The 18,404-nt window shown below is 46.2% G+C and carries 18 protein-coding genes and 1 pseudogene; all 19 read left to right on the top strand.

Annotated elements, in window-relative coordinates:
- Nucleotides 1-59: 59 nt before the first annotated feature.
- The 19 genes and pseudogenes from gltA to DXE31_RS10675 all read left to right on the top strand — a co-directional run bounded on the left by gltA (nt 60) and on the right by DXE31_RS10675 (nt 18,277).
- A complete protein-coding gene (gene gltA, locus DXE31_RS09155) occupies nt 60-1,373 on the top strand; it encodes a citrate synthase (RefSeq protein WP_114698543.1) in 1,314 nt (437 codons plus the stop codon).
- Nucleotides 1,374-1,390: 17 nt separating this feature from the next.
- Nucleotides 1,391-2,800, top strand: coding sequence for a 3-isopropylmalate dehydratase large subunit (gene leuC, locus DXE31_RS09150; RefSeq protein WP_114698542.1), 1,410 nt, complete (start codon nt 1,391-1,393; stop codon nt 2,798-2,800).
- A 12-nt stretch (nt 2,801-2,812) separates the two neighbouring features.
- On the top strand, nt 2,813-3,019 hold the full coding sequence (locus DXE31_RS09145; RefSeq protein ID WP_114698541.1) for a hypothetical protein: 207 nt from the start codon (nt 2,813-2,815) through the stop codon (nt 3,017-3,019).
- Nucleotides 3,020-3,043: 24 nt separating this feature from the next.
- Nucleotides 3,044-3,691 (top strand): 3-isopropylmalate dehydratase small subunit, encoded by a 648-nt coding sequence (leuD, locus tag DXE31_RS09140; RefSeq protein ID WP_114698697.1) that lies wholly within the window; start codon nt 3,044-3,046, stop codon nt 3,689-3,691.
- A gap of 23 nt (nt 3,692-3,714) precedes the next feature.
- Nucleotides 3,715-4,785 (top strand): 3-isopropylmalate dehydrogenase, encoded by a 1,071-nt coding sequence (gene leuB, locus DXE31_RS09135; RefSeq protein WP_114698540.1) that lies wholly within the window; start codon nt 3,715-3,717, stop codon nt 4,783-4,785.
- 31 nt (nt 4,786-4,816) lie between these two features.
- Nucleotides 4,817-5,974 carry an aspartate-semialdehyde dehydrogenase gene (gene asd, locus DXE31_RS09130; RefSeq protein WP_114698539.1) on the top strand — a complete coding sequence of 386 codons (1,158 nt, stop codon included), beginning with the start codon at nt 4,817-4,819 and terminating at the stop codon, nt 5,972-5,974.
- Between the two features lie 46 nt (nt 5,975-6,020).
- Nucleotides 6,021-7,382, top strand: coding sequence for a FimV/HubP family polar landmark protein (locus DXE31_RS09125; protein ID WP_231969506.1), 1,362 nt, complete (start codon nt 6,021-6,023; stop codon nt 7,380-7,382).
- Nucleotides 7,383-7,385: 3 nt separating this feature from the next.
- Nucleotides 7,386-8,225 carry a tRNA pseudouridine(38-40) synthase TruA gene (truA, locus tag DXE31_RS09120; RefSeq protein ID WP_114698537.1) on the top strand — a complete coding sequence of 280 codons (840 nt, stop codon included), beginning with the start codon at nt 7,386-7,388 and terminating at the stop codon, nt 8,223-8,225.
- 27 nt (nt 8,226-8,252) lie between these two features.
- Nucleotides 8,253-8,936 (top strand): phosphoribosylanthranilate isomerase, encoded by a 684-nt coding sequence (locus tag DXE31_RS09115; RefSeq protein WP_114698536.1) that lies wholly within the window; start codon nt 8,253-8,255, stop codon nt 8,934-8,936.
- Nucleotides 8,937-8,966: 30 nt separating this feature from the next.
- A complete protein-coding gene (trpB, locus tag DXE31_RS09110) occupies nt 8,967-10,160 on the top strand; it encodes a tryptophan synthase subunit beta (protein ID WP_114698535.1) in 1,194 nt (397 codons plus the stop codon).
- 54 nt (nt 10,161-10,214) lie between these two features.
- Complete coding sequence (gene trpA, locus DXE31_RS09105) at nt 10,215-11,012, top strand: tryptophan synthase subunit alpha (RefSeq protein WP_114698534.1); 798 nt, start codon at nt 10,215-10,217, stop codon at nt 11,010-11,012.
- Nucleotides 11,013-11,017: 5 nt separating this feature from the next.
- On the top strand, nt 11,018-11,905 hold the full coding sequence (accD, locus tag DXE31_RS09100) for an acetyl-CoA carboxylase, carboxyltransferase subunit beta (RefSeq protein WP_114698533.1): 888 nt from the start codon (nt 11,018-11,020) through the stop codon (nt 11,903-11,905).
- A gap of 4 nt (nt 11,906-11,909) precedes the next feature.
- A complete protein-coding gene (gene folC / locus DXE31_RS09095) occupies nt 11,910-13,235 on the top strand; it encodes a bifunctional tetrahydrofolate synthase/dihydrofolate synthase (protein WP_174222262.1) in 1,326 nt (441 codons plus the stop codon).
- A gap of 3 nt (nt 13,236-13,238) precedes the next feature.
- Nucleotides 13,239-14,045, top strand: a complete 807-nt coding sequence (locus DXE31_RS09090; protein ID WP_114698532.1) for an SPOR domain-containing protein — start codon at nt 13,239-13,241, stop codon at nt 14,043-14,045.
- Nucleotides 14,045-14,611: a CvpA family protein gene (locus tag DXE31_RS09085; protein ID WP_114698531.1), complete on the top strand. Its 567-nt coding sequence runs from the start codon at nt 14,045-14,047 to the stop codon at nt 14,609-14,611. The genes DXE31_RS09090 and DXE31_RS09085 overlap by 1 nt, the downstream gene beginning before the upstream one ends.
- A gap of 4 nt (nt 14,612-14,615) precedes the next feature.
- Entirely contained in the window at nt 14,616-16,154 is a 1,539-nt protein-coding gene (gene purF, locus DXE31_RS09080; RefSeq protein ID WP_114698530.1) for an amidophosphoribosyltransferase, read from the top strand.
- A gap of 167 nt (nt 16,155-16,321) precedes the next feature.
- Nucleotides 16,322-17,485, top strand: a pseudogene (locus DXE31_RS09075) (O-succinylhomoserine sulfhydrylase).
- A gap of 379 nt (nt 17,486-17,864) precedes the next feature.
- Nucleotides 17,865-18,017 carry a hypothetical protein gene (locus tag DXE31_RS09065; protein ID WP_197712227.1) on the top strand — a complete coding sequence of 51 codons (153 nt, stop codon included), beginning with the start codon at nt 17,865-17,867 and terminating at the stop codon, nt 18,015-18,017.
- A 113-nt stretch (nt 18,018-18,130) separates the two neighbouring features.
- Complete coding sequence (locus DXE31_RS10675) at nt 18,131-18,277, top strand: hypothetical protein (RefSeq protein ID WP_197712226.1); 147 nt, start codon at nt 18,131-18,133, stop codon at nt 18,275-18,277.
- Nucleotides 18,278-18,404 lie beyond the last annotated feature (127 nt).

Genomic DNA, 18,404 nt, shown 5'->3' with positions numbered 1-18,404 from the left:
TCAGAGAAGTAAAAACGAATAGTGTATTAATCATAATTTTGAATGACTAAGGATTAGAAATGATTGAATCGGACATCAAGGCAAAACTCTCGTTTTCGGATGGCACACCAGATATTGATCTGCCAATTTACAAAGGGACAGTTGGTCCTGACGTAATCGACATTCGTAAGCTTTATGGTCAGACTGGTAAGTTCACTTACGATTCAGGCTTTCTGTCTACTGCGTCTTGCAACAGCAAAATTACTTATATCGACGGTGATAAGGGTGAGTTGCTCTACCGCGGTTACCCCATTGAAGATTTAGCAAACAATTGTGATTTCTTGGAAGTTTGTTACCTCCTGATTAATGGAGAATTGCCAAACGCTAAAGAGAAGAAAGATTTCGATGAAATGGTGATGCATCACACCATGGTTCATGAGCAAATGCAATTCTTCTTGCGCGGCTTCCGTCGTGATGCTCATCCAATGTCTGTATTGACTGGTTTGGTTGGTGCAATGACTGCGTTCTATCATGATGAAATCGATTACAGCGACCCGCATGCACGCGAGGTGGCACAGATTCGTTTGATCGCGAAAATGCCGACTTTAGTTGCGATGTCCTACAAGTATTCTGTCGGCCAACCCTTTATTTACCCAGATAATTCCTTGTCCTACACTGCTAACTTTATGCGCATGATGTTTGCAACACCATGTGAGTCATATAAAGTCAATCCAGTGTTGGTTCGTGCCTTAGATCGCATCTTTATTCTGCATGCAGACCACGAACAAAATGCATCGACTTCAACAGTACGCTTATGCGGCTCTTCTGGCACAAATCCGTTTGCTGCAATTTCTGCCGGTATTGCATGTCTCTGGGGTCCTGCCCACGGAGGTGCAAATGAAGCTTGCTTAGAGATGTTGAATGAGATTCAGGCTCAAGGCGGAGTTGATAAGATTGGCGAGTTCATCGCTCAAGTAAAAGATAAGAATTCCAGTGTTCGCTTGATGGGCTTCGGTCATCGCGTTTACAAGAACTTTGACCCTCGTGCGAAGTTAATGCGTGAAACCTGTCACGAAGTATTGGCAGAGCTTGGCCTCCAAGACGATCCGTTGTTCAAGCTTGCGATGACACTCGAGAAAATTGCTCTAGAAGATGAGTATTTCGTTAGTCGTAAGCTTTATCCAAACGTCGATTTCTACTCTGGTATCGTCCAGCGTGCACTTGGCATTCCAACAGAAATGTTTACCTGTATTTTTGCCTTGGCAAGAACAGTTGGGTGGATTGCTCAGTGGGAAGAAATGATCACTGATCCTGAGTACAAGATTGGTCGTCCGCGTCAGTTATACGTTGGCGAAACAACGCGTAAGGCTCTAAATATTAGAGTTCGTAAATAAGGTTCTGAAGGTCACTCATGTCTCGTACGCTTTATGACAAATTGTGGGATGACCACGTTATTTACTCTGAAGGGGATGGCACAGCCACGATTTATATTGATCGACAGTTGCTTCATGAGGTAACTAGCCCTCAAGCATTTGAAGGGCTCAATATAGCTGGCCGTCCTGTTTGGCGCATTTCTGCAAATTTGGCAGTATCTGATCACAACGTTCCAACGACCGACCGATCAGAGGGTATTTCTGACCCTATCTCGAAGTTGCAAGTTGATACCTTGGATCAAAATTGTGACGCATTTGGCATCACACAATACAAAATGAATGATGCCCGTCAGGGTATTGTTCACGTTATTGGACCAGAGCAGGGTGCTACCTTGCCAGGCATGACTGTAGTGTGTGGTGATTCCCATACCAGCACACACGGCGCCTTTGGTGCCTGGGCATTTGGGATCGGAACTTCCGAAGTAGAGCATGTACTCGCAACCCAGACTTTGCTGATGAAGAAGAGTAAAAATATGTTGGTGTCGGTTGATGGTCGTCTGCAGCCGGGCTCTACTGCTAAGGATATTGTGCTTGCCGTAATTGGCAAAGTCGGTACTGCTGGTGGTACCGGCTACACCATTGAGTTTGCTGGCGAAGCGATTCGCAACCTTTCGATGGAAGGTCGCATGACGCTTTGTAATATGGCGATTGAGGCTGGTGCCCGTTCCGGTTTGGTAGCTGTTGATGAAACTACTATTGAATATATTCAAGGTCGCCCATATACGCCTAAAGGCGCTGCAATGTTACAAGCGTTGCAATATTGGAGGGCCTTACATTCTGACCCAGATGCAAAATTTGATGCTGTGGTGAAATTATGCGCAGAGGAAATTGCGCCGCAGGTAACTTGGGGTACATCACCAGAAATGGTGCTAGCAATCAGCGAGCGCGTTCCTGATCCAGACAAAGAACGCGATCCAAACAAGCGCTCAGCCATGGAGCGTGCGTTGCAGTATATGAATTTGAGCCCCAATACCCCTATCAGCAGCATCTCTGTGGATAAAGTATTTATTGGCTCTTGTACAAATAGCCGCATTGAAGATATTCGTGCTGCTGCCAAAGTTGTCGACCGTCTCGGAAAAAAAGTAGCTGCCAATGTGAAGTTGGCTCTCGTAGTACCGGGCTCTGGTTTAGTAAAGGCTCAAGCAGAGCGTGAAGGCTTGGATCGTATTTTTAAGGTCGCTGGTTTTGAATGGCGCGAACCAGGTTGCTCTATGTGTTTGGCGATGAATGCTGATCGTTTGGAGCCAGGAGAGCGCTGCGCCTCTACTTCAAATCGTAATTTTGAAGGTCGCCAAGGAAATGGCGGTCGTACTCACTTAGTGAGTCCAGCAATGGCTGCTGCTGCTGCGATTGAAGGACACTTTGTTGATGTTCGTAAGATTTCATAAAGGTAAAGCATCATGAAATTTTCTTCTTCATCACTCATTGCTCGATTAGTAATTGTTGGAATTACTGGTTTAGTTATTTCTGCCTGCAGTAGCACAATGGAAGGCATGGGAAAGGCTTGGCAAAATCTTGGTACATCAATGGGTGGATCTAATACAACCCAGCAAAACAATCAGTCGCAAACCAAGGGTAAGGATGTGGTTGTTATCCCGGTACAGTAATCTATGAAAGCTAAAGTCAGAATCATGGAAAAATTTACGGTATACAAAGGTTTAGTTGCTCCGCTGAATCGCGAGAACGTGGATACCGATGCGCTTATTCCAAAGCAGTTTTTAAAATCGATTAAGAAGACTGGCTTTGGCCAAAATCTTTTTGATGAGTGGCGTTATTTAGATCGTGGTGAGCCAGGTAAAGACTGCAGTACTCGCCCAGCGAATCCTGACTTTGTTCTCAATCAATCACGTTATCAGGGTGCTGGCATTTTGCTAGCTCGTAAAAACTTTGGTTGCGGTAGCTCTCGTGAGCATGCTCCTTGGGCACTCGATCAATACGGCTTTAGAGCGATCATTGCCCCAAGTTTTGCGGATATCTTCTTTAATAACTGCTTTAAGAACGGTCTGTTACCAATCGTATTGACTGAAATGCAGGTAGATCACCTATTTAATGAAACGATGGCCTTTAATGGTTATCAGCTCACGATTGAGCTGGAGGCTCAGCAGGTCATTACCCCAGATGGCACCTCATATAGCTTCGAGGTGGCGCCGTTTAGAAAATATTGCCTTTTGAACGGTTTAGACGATATTGGCTTAACTCTGCAACATGCAGATAAAATTAAGGCTTATGAAGCCGAGCGCATTCTCAAAATGCCTTGGCTTGCGACACAATTGCCGTAATTTTGTTGATTTAAAGGCCTTTCATGAAAATTGCAGTCCTCCCGGGTGATGGGATCGGCCCGGAAATCGTTGCTCAAGCTGTTCGAGTACTTCAAGCCCTGGGCCCTAAATTTGATTTAGAGGAGGCCCCGGTGGGGGTTGCTGCTTACGATATCGCGGGACATCCATTGCCACCAGCAACATTAGAACTTGCTAAAAAAGCAGATGCCATTTTATTCGGTGCTGTGGGTGACTGGAAGTACGACTCACTTGCTCGCGAACTGCGTCCTGAGCAAGCCATTCTTGGTTTGCGTAAGCACCTCGAGCTGTTTGTAAACTTTAGACCAGCAATATGCTATTCAGAGTTAACTGCTGCATCGAGCTTAAAGCCTGAAATCATTGATGGCTTGGATATTTTGATTGTGCGTGAGCTCAATGGCGATATTTATTTTGGTCAGCCTCGTGGCATGCGCACTTCGGAATTACCATTATTTAAAGGTGCGCGCGAGGGTTATGACACCATGCATTACAGCGAGCCTGAAGTTGAACGCATTGGGTGTGTAGCTTTTGAAGCAGCACGCAAGCGCGGTAAAAAAGTCTGCAGCGTAGATAAAGCGAACGTTTTGGAGACTTCACAGCTCTGGCGCGAAGTCATGATTCGTGTTTCTCAAGATTATCCGGATGTTGAGTTATCACATATGTATGTGGATAACGCCGCGATGCAATTAGTAAAAGCGCCTAAGGCATTTGATGTTGTAGTGACTGGTAATCTGTTTGGCGATATCTTGTCTGATGAGGCGGCGATGTTGACTGGCTCCATCGGTATGCTGCCATCAGCATCTTTAGATAAAAATAACAAAGGTCTTTATGAGCCCAGTCATGGCTCTGCACCGGATATTGCTGGAGAAGGTATTGCCAATCCACTAGCAACCATATTGTCTGCAGCAATGATGTTGCGTTATTCCTTGGGAATGCCTGCAGAAGCAGATCGTATTGAAAAAGCAGTGCAGAATGTATTGGCACAGGGTTTGCGTACAGCTGATATTTATACCGAAGGCACGACAAAAGTCTCTACGGTAGAAATGGGTGATGCAGTTGTGGCATCGCTTGCATAAAACAAACATATTTACTGCATAGTTAAATATCATGGCAAATTCAAAAACATCTTTGGTTGGTTTAGTTGGCTGGCGCGGTATGGTTGGCAGCGTTCTCATGGAGAGAATGTTGGCCGAAAAAGATTTTGATCTGATTGAGCCAGTATTTTTTAGTACCAGTCAAGCTGGTGGAGAAGTGCCCTTACTAAATGGACAAAAAGTCACTAAAAGTGCAAGTTCCTTGCAGGATGCTAATGACATAAAAGCACTTTCACGCTGCGACATCATCATCACCTGCCAAGGTGGTGATTACACCAACGATATTTTCCCTAAGTCGCGCGCTGCCGGCTGGAATGGTCATTGGATAGATGCAGCTAGTGCATTACGTATGAAAGATGATGCCGTCTTGATACTGGATCCAGTTAATCGTCCTGTGATTGAGAAGGCATTAGCTTCAGGCGGCAAGAATTGGATCGGCGCCAACTGTGCTGTTAGCTTAATGATGATTGCGATGGGCGGTTTGGTTAAGGCGGACATGGTTGAGTGGATTAGCGCTATGACTTACCAAGCAGCCTCTGGCGCTGGCGCCCAAAATATGCGTGAGTTATTACTACAGATGGGTTCTTTGCGTGATAGCGTTGCGGCTGAATTAGCTGATCCAACTTCCTGGATTTTGGAGATCGACCGTAAAGTGACCGAGACTTTACGCTCGTCTGATTTTCCAAAGAAAAATTTCCGTAACATTGCTTTGGCAGGTAGCTTGATTCCATGGATCGATGTACCCGTTGATAACGGTCAAACAAAGGAAGAGTGGAAGGGTGGCGCTGAGTTTAATAAGATTTTGGGTCGTCCTGCTTTTCGCACGCCTGGTAGCATTCCAGTCGACGGCTTATGTGTGCGCGTAGGCGCAATGCGTTGTCATTCACAAGGTTTGACAGTGAAGCTGAAAAAGGATGTTCTTCTTCAAGACATCGAGGCAATTTTGGCTGCTGACAATCAGTGGGTTAAGGTTGTGCCAAATGATCGTGAGACTACCGAGCGCGACTTATCTCCTGCGGCTGTGAGTGGTACTTTGACAGTGTCTATCGGTCGGTTGCATAAGTTAGCAATGGGTCCAGAGTACTTGGGTGCATTTACAGTTGGCGACCAGTTGTTATGGGGTGCCGCAGAGCCTTTGCGCCGCATGCTTCGAATTTTGCTTGAGAAGTAATTCTGCTTTTATGTATCGCATAAGCCAGCTGGGATTTTTAAAGCTATTGAGCTTTGCGCTTCTTAGCTGGTCTGCCCTAGCTGGGGCTATTTCCTTAGGCACTCCGCAGTTACAGTCTCGTCCTGGTGAGCCACTCCGAGTGGAGATTCCGATTCGTATTGGAGTCGATGAGCAGAATGCTTTAGGTAGCTTGCATGTAGCTATGCCCAGTCAAGCTTCCTATGAACGTTTGGGGATCTCACACAAAATATTGGATTTTAATCCACAGGTAATGGTGTATCGCAATCGCCAAGAGCAATTAATGGCATTAGTAGAAACAGTGAATTCTGTCCCGATTACTGATGATCCCTTCTTGGATGTATTGGTTAATCTGAATTGGTCTAGCGGTAGTCTCACCAAGACATTCACCTTATTATTGGGAGATGTTCAGAAAATTATCGTTAAACCAGGCCAGTCTGTGTCTGAAATTGTTGCCATCATGGCGTCTCAGCTAGATAGCGCAACTTTCAATCAAACGATGATGGCTTTGTACAAAGCCAATCCAGATGCTTTTGCAAGCGGAAGTATTAATCGCCTAGCTGCTGGCGCTGAGTTAACGAAACCCAGTCAAGCCCTACTACGTTCCATTAGTCCTGCAGAAGCAAACCAGTTTGTTGCCGAAGCCAATAAACAGTGGCTCCAAGAGCATGGTGAGAGAGGTAGTTCTGTAGACTCTTCTAAATCTAATAATTCTAAAACAACAGAGGCATCACTCAAGGACCGATTAAAGATCGGTTCAAGTGCTAAGGGCAATGAGCAAGAACGTCGCTACACGGAGGAGCTTGTTGCGCAGGAAAAAATGCTTGACCAAACCAAGGCGCGTGTTGCTGAATTAGAAAAGAATATCGCTGATTTACCAAAACTCTTAGATAAGTCAAAAGAGAAAAAAGCAATACAGGACAACTTTGGTTTAGGCGGTTTTGGACCAGCTATCTTGGTGATAAGTTTGATTGCTTTAACAGGTCTTTTGCTCTGGGGATTAGCGCGCAACGCCCGCCGTAGTCAAATACCAACTTTTGCGGCATCAACAGAATCTATCGCTAAAAATAATGATCGTGCAGAGAAGCCTATAGCAGGCTCGCATTATGAAATGCCGGAGCGCGCTAAAGCGTTGTTAGAGGGTATTGATCTTGATCTTTCACAGCCTGCGAAAGTATCTTTACCGCCAATAATTGCACCCGCGGTAAACCCTTTAGCAGATACCTTGCGAGTCAAGGTCAATTTGGCTCGTGCCTATATCACCATCGAAGATTTTTCTGCTGCTAAAAAATCAATTGAAGAAGTGCTGCGTATTAGCAACTCTGTTGATCCAGAAATTACTATTGAAGCACAGGGTTTGTTGGCAGAAATCTCGCATCGCAATACTTAAATCATGCGCATTGCCTTTGGCCTTCAATATGACGGAAGTCCCTACTGTGGCTGGCAAACACAAGTTAATCACAAAACAGTACAGAATGAGCTTGAGAGTGCGATTGCTGCTTTTGTCGGAAAACAGGCGACTGCACAGCTCCCAATACATACGATTAGCGCGGGCAGAACGGATGCGGGTGTACATGCCTTAGGGCAGGTGGTTCACTTTGATACCAAAGTTGAGCGAGAGGATTTTTCATGGGTAAGGGGGGTGAATTCATTTTTGCCTCCATCCATAGTCGTGAATTGGGCAAAGCCAGTTCCTGAAGAATTTAGTGCACGCTTTTCTGTATATGAGCGTGAATATATTTATGCACTTCAAGCAGGGCCTTGTCGTTCGCCGATGTCTCACTCGCGTGCGGGTTATTTCATGTTGCCGCCAAATCTGTGGCTCAATGTTGAGGCCATGAAGCAGTCTGCTAAATACTTAATTGGCGAACACGATTTCAGTTCATTTAGATCCTCGGAATGTCAAAGTAAGACGCCGATTAAAACGATTTATTCGATTGAAATCATTTCGCAACAGCCCTGGCTATATTTCAGAATACGGGGGAATGCCTTTTTACAGCACATGATCCGCAATATCATCGGTTGTTTTTTGCAGATCGGCCATGGAAAGCAACAGCCTGAATGGATGGCGGAAGTATTGGCTGCCCAAAATCGACAAATTGCCGCACCCACTTTTATGGCTGATGGCCTCTATTTGACCAAAATCAGCTATCCCGAAGAATTTGCTATTCCACAGCCTTGGCTGGATAACTCTTGGCTACCAGACGAGCTTATCGGTAAGCAAAAGAAATAAAAGCCCCCAAGACCTTATCATTAATCTATGGGCTTACTGACATACTCTCCTGGACGAACGCGGGTCAAAATCTGTGGTTTAAGGACCTCGGCCGACATAGATGCAGCAGTTGCTGCAGGCGTTGATGCAGTCGGCTTTGTCTTTTACCCACCCAGTGTGAGGGCTGTCACCCCCAATATCGCTGCCCAGCTCATTTCTAGGCTCCCAGCAGGGGTGGATGCGGTTGGATTAGTAGTGAACGCTTCCGATGAGCAATTTGCAGCCATACGCGCTGCAGCATCGATCACTTTATGGCAATTTCATGGGGATGAGACCCCAGAGCGCTGTGCAGAGCTTGCAGCAGGCGAGCAGCTCTGGGTGAAGGCTGCCCGTGTGGGCGAAGGATTCGCTTTTGATGAATTTTCCATACAATATAGGGATGCAAACGCTTTTCTGCTGGATGCCCTCGTTGAGGGTTATGGTGGCGGAGGCGTTCCGTTTGATTGGCAAGGAATTCCACCACAGACATGGGGAAGCGAAAACGCGCCTCGGGTCGTTTTGAGTGGTGGGTTGAACACGCACAACGTGGGCGAGGCGATTGCTCGTCTACATCCTTGCGCGGTTGACGTCAGTAGCGGCGTTGAAAGTAGCAGGGGCGTGAAAGATCCTGCGCTCATGACTCAATTTATTCAAGCAGTGCGCGCAGCGGATGCGAAAGCATCATCCCAATAATTTGCTGTAATCAAATCAAAAGAGGTAGCTATGTATGAAAAGCCAGATGCTCGAGGACACTTTGGTCCCTATGGTGGCGTGTTTGTTTCAGAGACATTGATGTATGCGTTGGATGAGCTGAAAGAAGCTTATGCTAAATATCAATACGACCCAGAATTCATCGAGGAGTTTCATTACGAACTAAAACACTTTGTTGGTAGACCAACTCCGGTTTATCACGCTAAACGTTGGAGCGAGATGTTGGGTGGTGCGCAGATTTATCTCAAGCGTGAAGATTTAAATCATACTGGCGCGCACAAGATTAACAACGTCATTGGCCAGGCAATGTTGGCTAAGCGTGTGGGTAAGCCTCGCATCATCGCTGAGACTGGCGCTGGCCAGCACGGCGTTGCTACTGCGACGATTTGTGCCCGTTTTGGCTTAGATTGCATGGTTTATCAAGGTTCAGTTGACGTTGCTCGTCAAGCTCAAAACGTGTTCCGTATGAAGTTGCTCGGCGCCAAAGTTGTTCCAGTTGAGTCTGGTACTAAAACCTTAAAAGATGCGCTAAATGAAGCAATGCGTGATTGGGTAACCAATGTAGATAATACTTTCTACATTATTGGTACTGTTGCAGGTCCACATCCTTATCCGATGATGGTTCGTGACTTCCAAAGCGTGATTGGTGAAGAGTGCAAAGTACAGATGCCAGAGTTGACCGGTCGTCAACCGGACTTTGTTTTAGCGTGTGTTGGTGGTGGCTCAAACGCGATGGGGATTTTTTATCCTTACATTGATACTCCAGAAGTGAAATTGGTTGGTGTTGAAGCTGCAGGGCATGGTCTTGGTAGTGGATTGCATTCTGCTGCGCTTTGCGTGGGTAAACCTGGTGTGCTTCACGGCAACCGTACTTATTTGCTTCAAGATGAAAATGGTCAAATCTCCGACACCCATTCTGTCTCTGCAGGCATGGACTATCCAGGAGTGGGCCCTGAGCACGCCTGGTTAAAAGATTCCGGCCGTGCAGACTATGTTGCAATTACTGACGAGGAAGCGTTGCAAGCGTTTCATGATTGCTGTCGGATTGAGGGCATCATTCCTGCGCTTGAGTCGTCGCATGCAATTGCTTACGCCTGCAAGCTAGCAAAGATCTTGCCAAAAGACAAAACAATCTTAGTTAATCTCTCGGGTCGTGGCGATAAAGATATGCATACCGTCGCTCAGGCCACTGGCTCTGAAGGTTAAGTCAATCGCAAGAGCGAAATGAATAATAAAAAATAAGATCAGAAATAAACATTTATGTCAAAAATCACCGCACTCTTTAAGGAGTTAAAAGCTTCAGGTAAAAAGGGATTAATTCCGTTTATTACTGCTGGCGATCCTGAGCCAAAGCAAACTGTTGAATTGATGCATGCATTAGTTCGTGGTGGTGCTAGTATTATCGAATTAGGGGTGCCATTCTCAGATCCAATGGCTGATGGCCCAGTGATTCAAAGATCCTCTGAACGTGCTTTAACTCAAGGAGTTACTCTGCACAGTTGCTTAGAGATGGTAAAAGAGTTTCGCAAGCAAGACGCCACCACTCCGGTCGTGCTGATGGGTTATGCAAATCCCGTAGAGCAAATGGGAACAGAGCGCTTCGCAAATGATGCAAAAGCAGCAGGGGTTGATGGTGTTTTAGTAGTCGATTATCCTCCTGAAGAATGTGAAGATTTTGCTGCTCGTATGCGGGTTGCTGGAATTGACGCGATTTTCTTATTGGCACCAACTTCTTCCCATAATCGTATTAAGGAGGCAGCCAAAATAGCTTCTGCTTATATCTACTATGTTTCTATGCGTGGAGTGACTGGCGCATCCCATCTTAATACCCAGGATGTAGCTAGCATCATCCCTAAAATTCGCGAAGAAACTGATATTCCAATTGCTGTTGGCTTCGGAATCAGCGATGCAGCCAGTGCCAAGGCTGTATCTGCCAGTGCTGATGCTGTCGTGATTGGCAGTCGAATTCTTCGTCTTTTGGAGGATGCACTCCCTGACCAAGCGGTACAATCGCTTGAAACCTTCATTCGTGAGATTCGTGACGCATTGGATAGTTAAAACTAATGAGCTGGATAGATAAATTACTCCCACCCCAAATTCAACACACTGATCCTGCGAATCGCAAGTCGGTTCCTGAGGGATTGTGGGTTAAATGCCCAGGTTGCGAAACTGTTCTCTACAGTACTGATATTGAAGCGAACTTATCGGTTTGTCCTAAGTGCAACCATCACATGCGTATAGGTGCGCGTCAGCGTTTAGACAGTTTATTAGATGAAAAAGGTCGCTATGAAATTGGTGCTGACATCTATCCAACCGATCCCTTAAAGTTTAAAGACTTAAAAAAATACCCTGCTCGTATTAAGGAGGCCAACGATGCTTCTGGTGAGTCTGAAGCCTTAATTGTCATGGGTGGCAAGATTGAAACGATTTCAGTAGTTGCTGCCTGTTTTGAATTTCAATACATGGGCGGCTCAATGGGTTCCGTAGTGGGTGAGCGCTTTGCTCGCGGCGTACAAGAAGCGATTGATAAGCACTGTGCTTATATCTGCGTTACTGCTACGGGTGGTGCCCGTATGCAAGAGAGTTTGCTCTCGCTATTTCAGATGGCTAAGACTAACTCTATGTTGACTCTGTTAGCCAAAAAAGGCTTGCCCTATATCAGCGTATTGACCGACCCAACCATGGGCGGCATCTCCGCTAGTTTTGCCTTCATGGGCGATGTGGTGATGGCTGAACCAAAAGCATTGATTGGTTTTGCTGGCCCGCGCGTGATTGAGCAAACAGTGCGTGAGAAATTGCCAGGGGGATTTCAGCGCTCAGAGTTCTTGATGCAAAAGGGCGGTATTGACATGATTGTCGACCGTCGTCGGATGCGTGGCGAAATCGCTCGTCTGCTTGCTTTGTTGCAAAAGCTTCCTGAACCTGCAATTGCGGGTAGCGCAGCCGTTTAAGCGCTTGAGCTTAGCACATCAAGCCCCCATACTATTTTCTAGCCTCGAGGTGTGGCTTAGCCACCTCGAAACTGCGCACCCCGTTGGAATTGACATGGGGCTTGAGCGTATCAACCGCGTGAAGGCGGCTTTAAATCTCCATTTTGATTCTCCCGTAATCACTGTTGCTGGTACTAATGGCAAGGGATCCACCTGCGCTTTCTTGGAGAGTATTTTGCTGGCCTCTGGGTACCGAGTGGGTTGTCATACTTCGCCACATTTACTGAAATTTAATGAACGTGCTCGCATTAATGGTGAAGACGTGAAAGACGGTATCTTGCTTGAACACTTCGCTGCTGTAGAAAAAGCGCGAGTCAGCTTGGTTGATGCACCGACCTTAACCTATTTTGAATTCACCACTTTAGCAATCATGCATTTATTTTCTAACTCCAATTTGGATGCTGTGGTGTTGGAAGTAGGTATGGGGGGGCGTCTTGATGCTGTCAATATTGTTGATGCTGATTGCGCCATTGTTACCAGTATCGATATTGATCATGCTGATTTCTTGGGTGGAACACGTGAGGCTATTGGCCTTGAGAAGGCTGGAATCTTCCGTCCTGATCATATTGCAGTTTGCGGCGACCCTGTGCCACCACAATCTTTAATTGATCATGCAGAAAAGCTAGGCTGCGATCTTTGGTTACAAGGTCGTGATTACAACTTTCAAGTTGACAAGCAACAGTGGGGCTGGGCAGGCCGCAATAAGCGTTTTAGTGGTCTAGACTATCCTGCGCTGCGAGGTGCTAATCAAATATTGAATGCTTCTGCAGCTGTAGCGGCCTTAATGGCGCTTCATCAACGCCTACCTGTGAGCGCTCAAGATATTCGCAATGGCTTTGCTTTGGTAGAATTGCCCGGCCGTTTTCAAGTTCTCCCTGGCCAGCCTACAGTTGTCTTGGATGTTGCCCACAATCCCCATGCCGCAGCCACTTTGGCTCAGAGGCTCGATCAGATGGGTTACTACCCGTATACCTATGCGATTTTTGGCGCTATGGCTGACAAAGACATTGAAGGCGTTATTAAACCCCTCCTCGACATTGTGGACTTTTGGTTTTGTGCTGATTTACCGACTCCTAGGGCTGCCACAGGAAAGGCCTTGGCTGAGAAGCTTGAGGTGATGGGTGTGAAGCCGAAAAATGGGGCTGATGGAGGTATTGAAATCTTTGAAAATCCTGCATTAGCCTATCAAAAAGCGCTATCTCAGGCGGGTGAGGGTGATAGAATTGTGACCTTCGGATCCTTTTATACAGTTGCAGGCGTAATGACTTACCGAAACAACCAGGTTCATTGATCCATGATTCGTTTACCAAGCTTTTTTAAGCGCAAAACCCAGTCTGATGACCTTGATCTAGGTTTAAGAAGGGGAGCTTATACCGCCAATCGAGCAGCTCCACGGAGTTTTCAGCGCGCAGCTGAGGCTGAGGAGCTTGCCCTCACTGAAGATCCTGAACAACAAAGAGCTCGTCATCGCCTAATCGGTGCTGCTGCTTTAGTCCTGATTGCCGTAGTTGGTCTGCCGCGTATTTTGGATAGCAAGCCAAAGTCTTCACCAAACGATATTGCAGTGAATATTGTCACCAGCCTACCCATCCCTGGGTCCGAAGCAAGGCCTGAGGAAAAGCCTAAAGCCGAAGTGGTAACAGAGCCTGCTAAAGAAGTGCCAAAAGTTGCTGTGGTTCCTGAAGCAAAGGTGGACTCGAAGGCTGAGACCAAGCCTGAAATAAAGATTGAATCCAAACCAACAACACCGACTGTTAATAAATCTGGCGCCTTGGGCCTAGCTGCTGGAGAAGAGGTGGTTGCTGCTCCCGCAAGCCCAAAGGCAGATGATGCGCAAAAATCTGCCCCTGCAAATAGATCTGGTAAGTATGTTATCCAGATTGGCGCGTTCGCATCAGAAGAACGTACTAAGGGTTGGATCGCAACACTCAAAGAACAAAAGATACCAAACTACGTACTAAATAAAACGGGTACAGATGGAGCGAAGTTATATGTTCTGCGTGCAGGACCATACTCCGATAAAGATGCAGCAGAGGCTGCCGAAAAGAAAATTAAGGCGATGGGGCTTTTACCAAGACTCGTCGAATCCGGTAAGCAGTAATGGACTACTTATCCACCCTCAAGCTAACATCGGTGGATTATTTCACCCTAGTGGTGCTCCTAGTATCAGCATTCGTTGGCATATCACGCGGTCTCTTGAAAGAGGTGCTTGCATTGGCAAGCTGGTTTGTTGCTGCATGGGTTGCCTATCACTACAGTAATTATCTCTCTACTGAATGGCTTTCAACATTTCATTTGGATGAGCTACTCAGTCTAGGCGTCAGTTTCATCATTTTGTTTGTACTGACGCTGATTGTCTGTGGTTTATTTGGTGGTGTCGTACAAAAAATTATCCTATCAGTTGGACTAAGCTTGACAGACCGTTTCTTAGGTTTAATATTCGGGGTAATGCGAGGTGGTTTGGTGGTGGTTGTGGTTGCTACTTTAGCTGCCCTCACACCGATTCCGCAGAGTATGGCTTGGAAAAATGCAATCACCAGACCAGCCATTGATATGGCAACTGGTTTAATCAAAGGTTGGCTCCCTGCTGACTGGGCTAAGCGATTGGGTGATGCAAGCCCAAAAGTTAACCCTACTATTACTCCTAAATTAACAATAGGAATCTAGAGATATGTGCGGCGTCGTCGGAACCATTTCCCACTCACCAGTAAATCAACTTCTCTATGATGCATTGTTGCTTTTGCAGCATCGTGGTCAGGATGCTGCAGGTATTGCAACGATGAATGGTAATTCGTTCACGATGCATAAAGCTAACGGTTTAGTTCGAGATGTCTTTAGAACTCGAAATATGCGTAGCTTGGTTGGCAAGGCTGGTATCGGTCAGGTTCGCTATCCTACCGCTGGATCTGCAAGTAGCGAAGAAGAGGCGCAACCGTTTTATGTGAGTGCGCCCTACGGCATTATTTTGGCGCATAACGGTAATTTGACAAATGCACCAAGTCTTCGTGTAGAGATGGCTTACCGCGATCGTCGTCATATCAATACCAGTTCCGATACTGAAGTGCTATTAAACGTATTAGCCGATGAGTTGCAAAAAGAAACGAATAGCGCAGCACTTGAGGAGGGTGCCATGTTCAATGCCGTGACAGGGGTGACTAGTCGTGTCAAAGGCTCATATGCGGTAGTTTCTTTAATTGCGGGTTATGGCTTATTAGCGTTTCGTGATCAATACGGCATTCGCCCTTTATGTGTTGGCCGTATTGATACTCCGCAAGGCCCAGAGTGGATGATTGCTTCGGAGTCCGTTGCTCTTGAAGGTCTTGGATTTACGTTCGTGCGCGATGTGAATCCTGGCGAAGCTATTTACATTGATCTGGATGGTAATTTTTATTCACGTCAGTGCGTGCCGAATGCAGTTCTCACACCATGCATATTTGAGTATGTATACATGGCTAGACCAGACTCTATGATTGATGGAGTGACGGTGTACAACGTACGTATGCGAATGGGTGATTACTTGGCCGAGAAGATTCGCAAAGAGACTAATGTCGACGAGATCGATGTGGTGATGCCAATTCCTGATTCAAGTCGTCCGGCTGCGATGCAAGTAGCAAAAAATTTGGGGGTAGATTACCGTGAGGGATTCTTTAAGAATCGCTATATTGGTCGAACCTTTATCATGCCTGGGCAAACAGTGCGTAAAAAGTCTGTTCGTCAAAAACTAAACGCGATGCGCATTGAATTCAAAGATAAGACAGTGTTGATCGTGGATGATTCAATCGTACGTGGCACGACTTCCTTTGAGATTGTGCAGATGGCCCGTGAATCTGGTGCTAAAAAAGTGATATTTGCATCAGCAGCGCCGCCTGTCCGTTTCCCGAACGTCTATGGTATTGATATGCCGACTCGTAGCGAGTTGGTTGCTTATGGTCGTGCCGCTGAAGAAATTAACAAGATGATTGGCGCGGACCAATTGATTTACCAAAGTGTTGAGGATATGAAGCAGGCTGTGCGTGACATCAATCCGGACATCAAGCACTTTGAAGCATCTTGCTTTGATGGTAATTACATTACATGCGATATTACCGAGTCCTATCTTGATGCTTTGGAAGCTGCCAGAGATACCTCAGCAGCTAAGGCGGATCGACAGAGAGATTCAAGCGACTTTGCCCACTCACAATTGCACCTGCATTTGGCTACCGAAGACTAAAAAGCGACAAGAATTTGCCTCGTCGGAGGCAAATTCTCAATTCGGTCTCAAAATAGCATGATGAAGAGTAAAACTATACGTAAAATACTCGATTTTTCCAAGCTTGCGCTGGAGACCTTGGCAGTGCGCGCTGGTACACGTCGTACTGCCGTCGAGCAAAGCCTCGTTTGGTTCATGAGTTTGAAAACAGCTTTCTTTCCACCCAATACCAAGAGCATTCAGAAGCGATGTTTCTGACTTCAAGCTTTTGTTTTGATAGCGCTGAGTGAGCGGCTGATGATTTTGCTCATGCTGACCAAGGTTTTATTTATTTTCGCTTTACTAATCCAACAGCGAGCATGTTCCAAGATCGTTTGACTGTCCTTGAGGGTGGCGAAGCATGTATTGCAACTGCCTCTCTGGCATGTCTGCTATTTTGACAATGGCAATAGCGCATTTGCAATCTGGCGACCACGTTGTATGTTCACGTTCAGTATTTGGTGTAACGATTCAGTTATTTACTAATATTTTGGGTCGTTTTGGTATTACGACAACCTCTGTTGACTTGTCTGATACCAAGTCATGGCAAGCTGCTGTCTAGCCCAATACCAAACTCTTTTATTGAGAGACGCCTTTTAATCCATTCGCTGAGATTGCGGATATCAAAGCAATTTCGACGATTGCCAAGAAGGCAGGAGCTTTATTTGCAGTCGATAACTGCTTCTGTACACCTGCATTGCAAAAATGCATTAACACTCGGTGCTGACGTGGTAATTCATTCGGCGACAAAGTATTTAGATGGACAGGGTAGAGTGGTAGGCGGCGCAATCGTGGGTAGCAAAGACTTCGTCATGGGCAAAGTATTTCCATGCGTACGTACTGCAGGCCCCACGCTTTTAGCATTTAATGCATGGGTGTTTCTAAAAGGTTTAGAGATTTTGAAGCAACAAAGTCAGAATGCGCTTGCCTTGGCTCAATGGCTAGAAAAGCAATCTGGGGTGGAGCGCGTATACCATCCAGGACTCAAATCTCACCCTCAGCATGCATGAGCAATGCGCCGACAAAAAGAGGGCGGGGTGATTTTATCTTTCACTCTAAAGGGTGGAAAGAAAGCTGTTTTCAAACTCATGAACCAAACGAGGCTTTGCTCGATTACAGCGAACTTGGGTGATACCCGTACGACGATTACGCATCCAGCCACAACAACGCATTGCCGTGTTCTACCAGAAGCTCGTAAAGCGGCAGGAATTACGGATGGCTTGGTACGCATTGCCGTTGAACTTGAAAACATCAACGACTTGAAGAATGATCTTCTTGGTGGACTCAAACAATCATCAAGTACACCAAGATAAGCCCATGGGTTTTTTGTGATGCCACGCAGTTCTGGAATGAGCGCTTTGATCAAGCAGAGTTTATCATTGGTAAGGAGCCCAATGAGCATATTGTTGAAATAAAAAACCACATGACCGCTCGGCAGGTCTGAGAGCAATGGAGAGGCGCCAGTGAGCTCGTTTGTTTCGAACCAGGTCTGCCCATTGCATTCAATCTTTCCACTTTGAGCATGATTTAGGCCAGCGATTGTCCTTAATGCGGTTGTTTTGCCACTCCCTAATGGGCCAACACAACACTAGTAGGGCCTGTGCAACGCACCTGCAGCACATTCAATATTGAGCTGCAGTGGGTTAGGGGTGGCTTGAAAGAGCTTTACTTTTAACATTAAGCTCTCCGTTGATGCGCATTGTTAGGGTGGCGACCAAAGACCTCATCGCTAGTATTTTATTAAGACGTCAAGAAGGACTGATAGTGTACTACTCGATTGCGGATAACGCAACAGTAGAGATGTGTCAGACAGTTTGCGTCAAGATTGCTGCAGACATACATTAAGTTCGAGAAACTCTCTTTTGATTATATCTCTGCGGTTGAAAAGCCGCTCAATAGGGCTCGTCTTGTTAAGGCACCAAAACACTTCATTTCTCAAGATTTGATAGCCAATATAAATGAGAATGGCCTCGATCAATCCCGCCGTGGTTTTTTTGCGTAAAGGATTTCTATCAGCTGTCGGCGGAGCGACTGCTAGCATAGCGGCACCAATGGCATTTGCCGCAGGCGAGGGCGATCCAGTTATTTTGGAGAAACAAGAATAGCAGACCACTCTTGGAAAGAATGGTGCCACCATGCCTTATGGCGTACCTTCTATTTATGAAGCAAATTTAATTCGCCGTGAATCACCGGGCTTAACACGTGTTTCTGCAGCTTCAGTTGCCTTCACGC

Source organism: Polynucleobacter necessarius (genome assembly GCF_900095185.1).
Taxonomy (GTDB): Bacteria; Pseudomonadota; Gammaproteobacteria; order Burkholderiales; family Burkholderiaceae; genus Polynucleobacter.
Note: the sequence above shows the minus strand (reverse complement) of the source record. Positions and strands in the feature narration are given on the sequence as shown.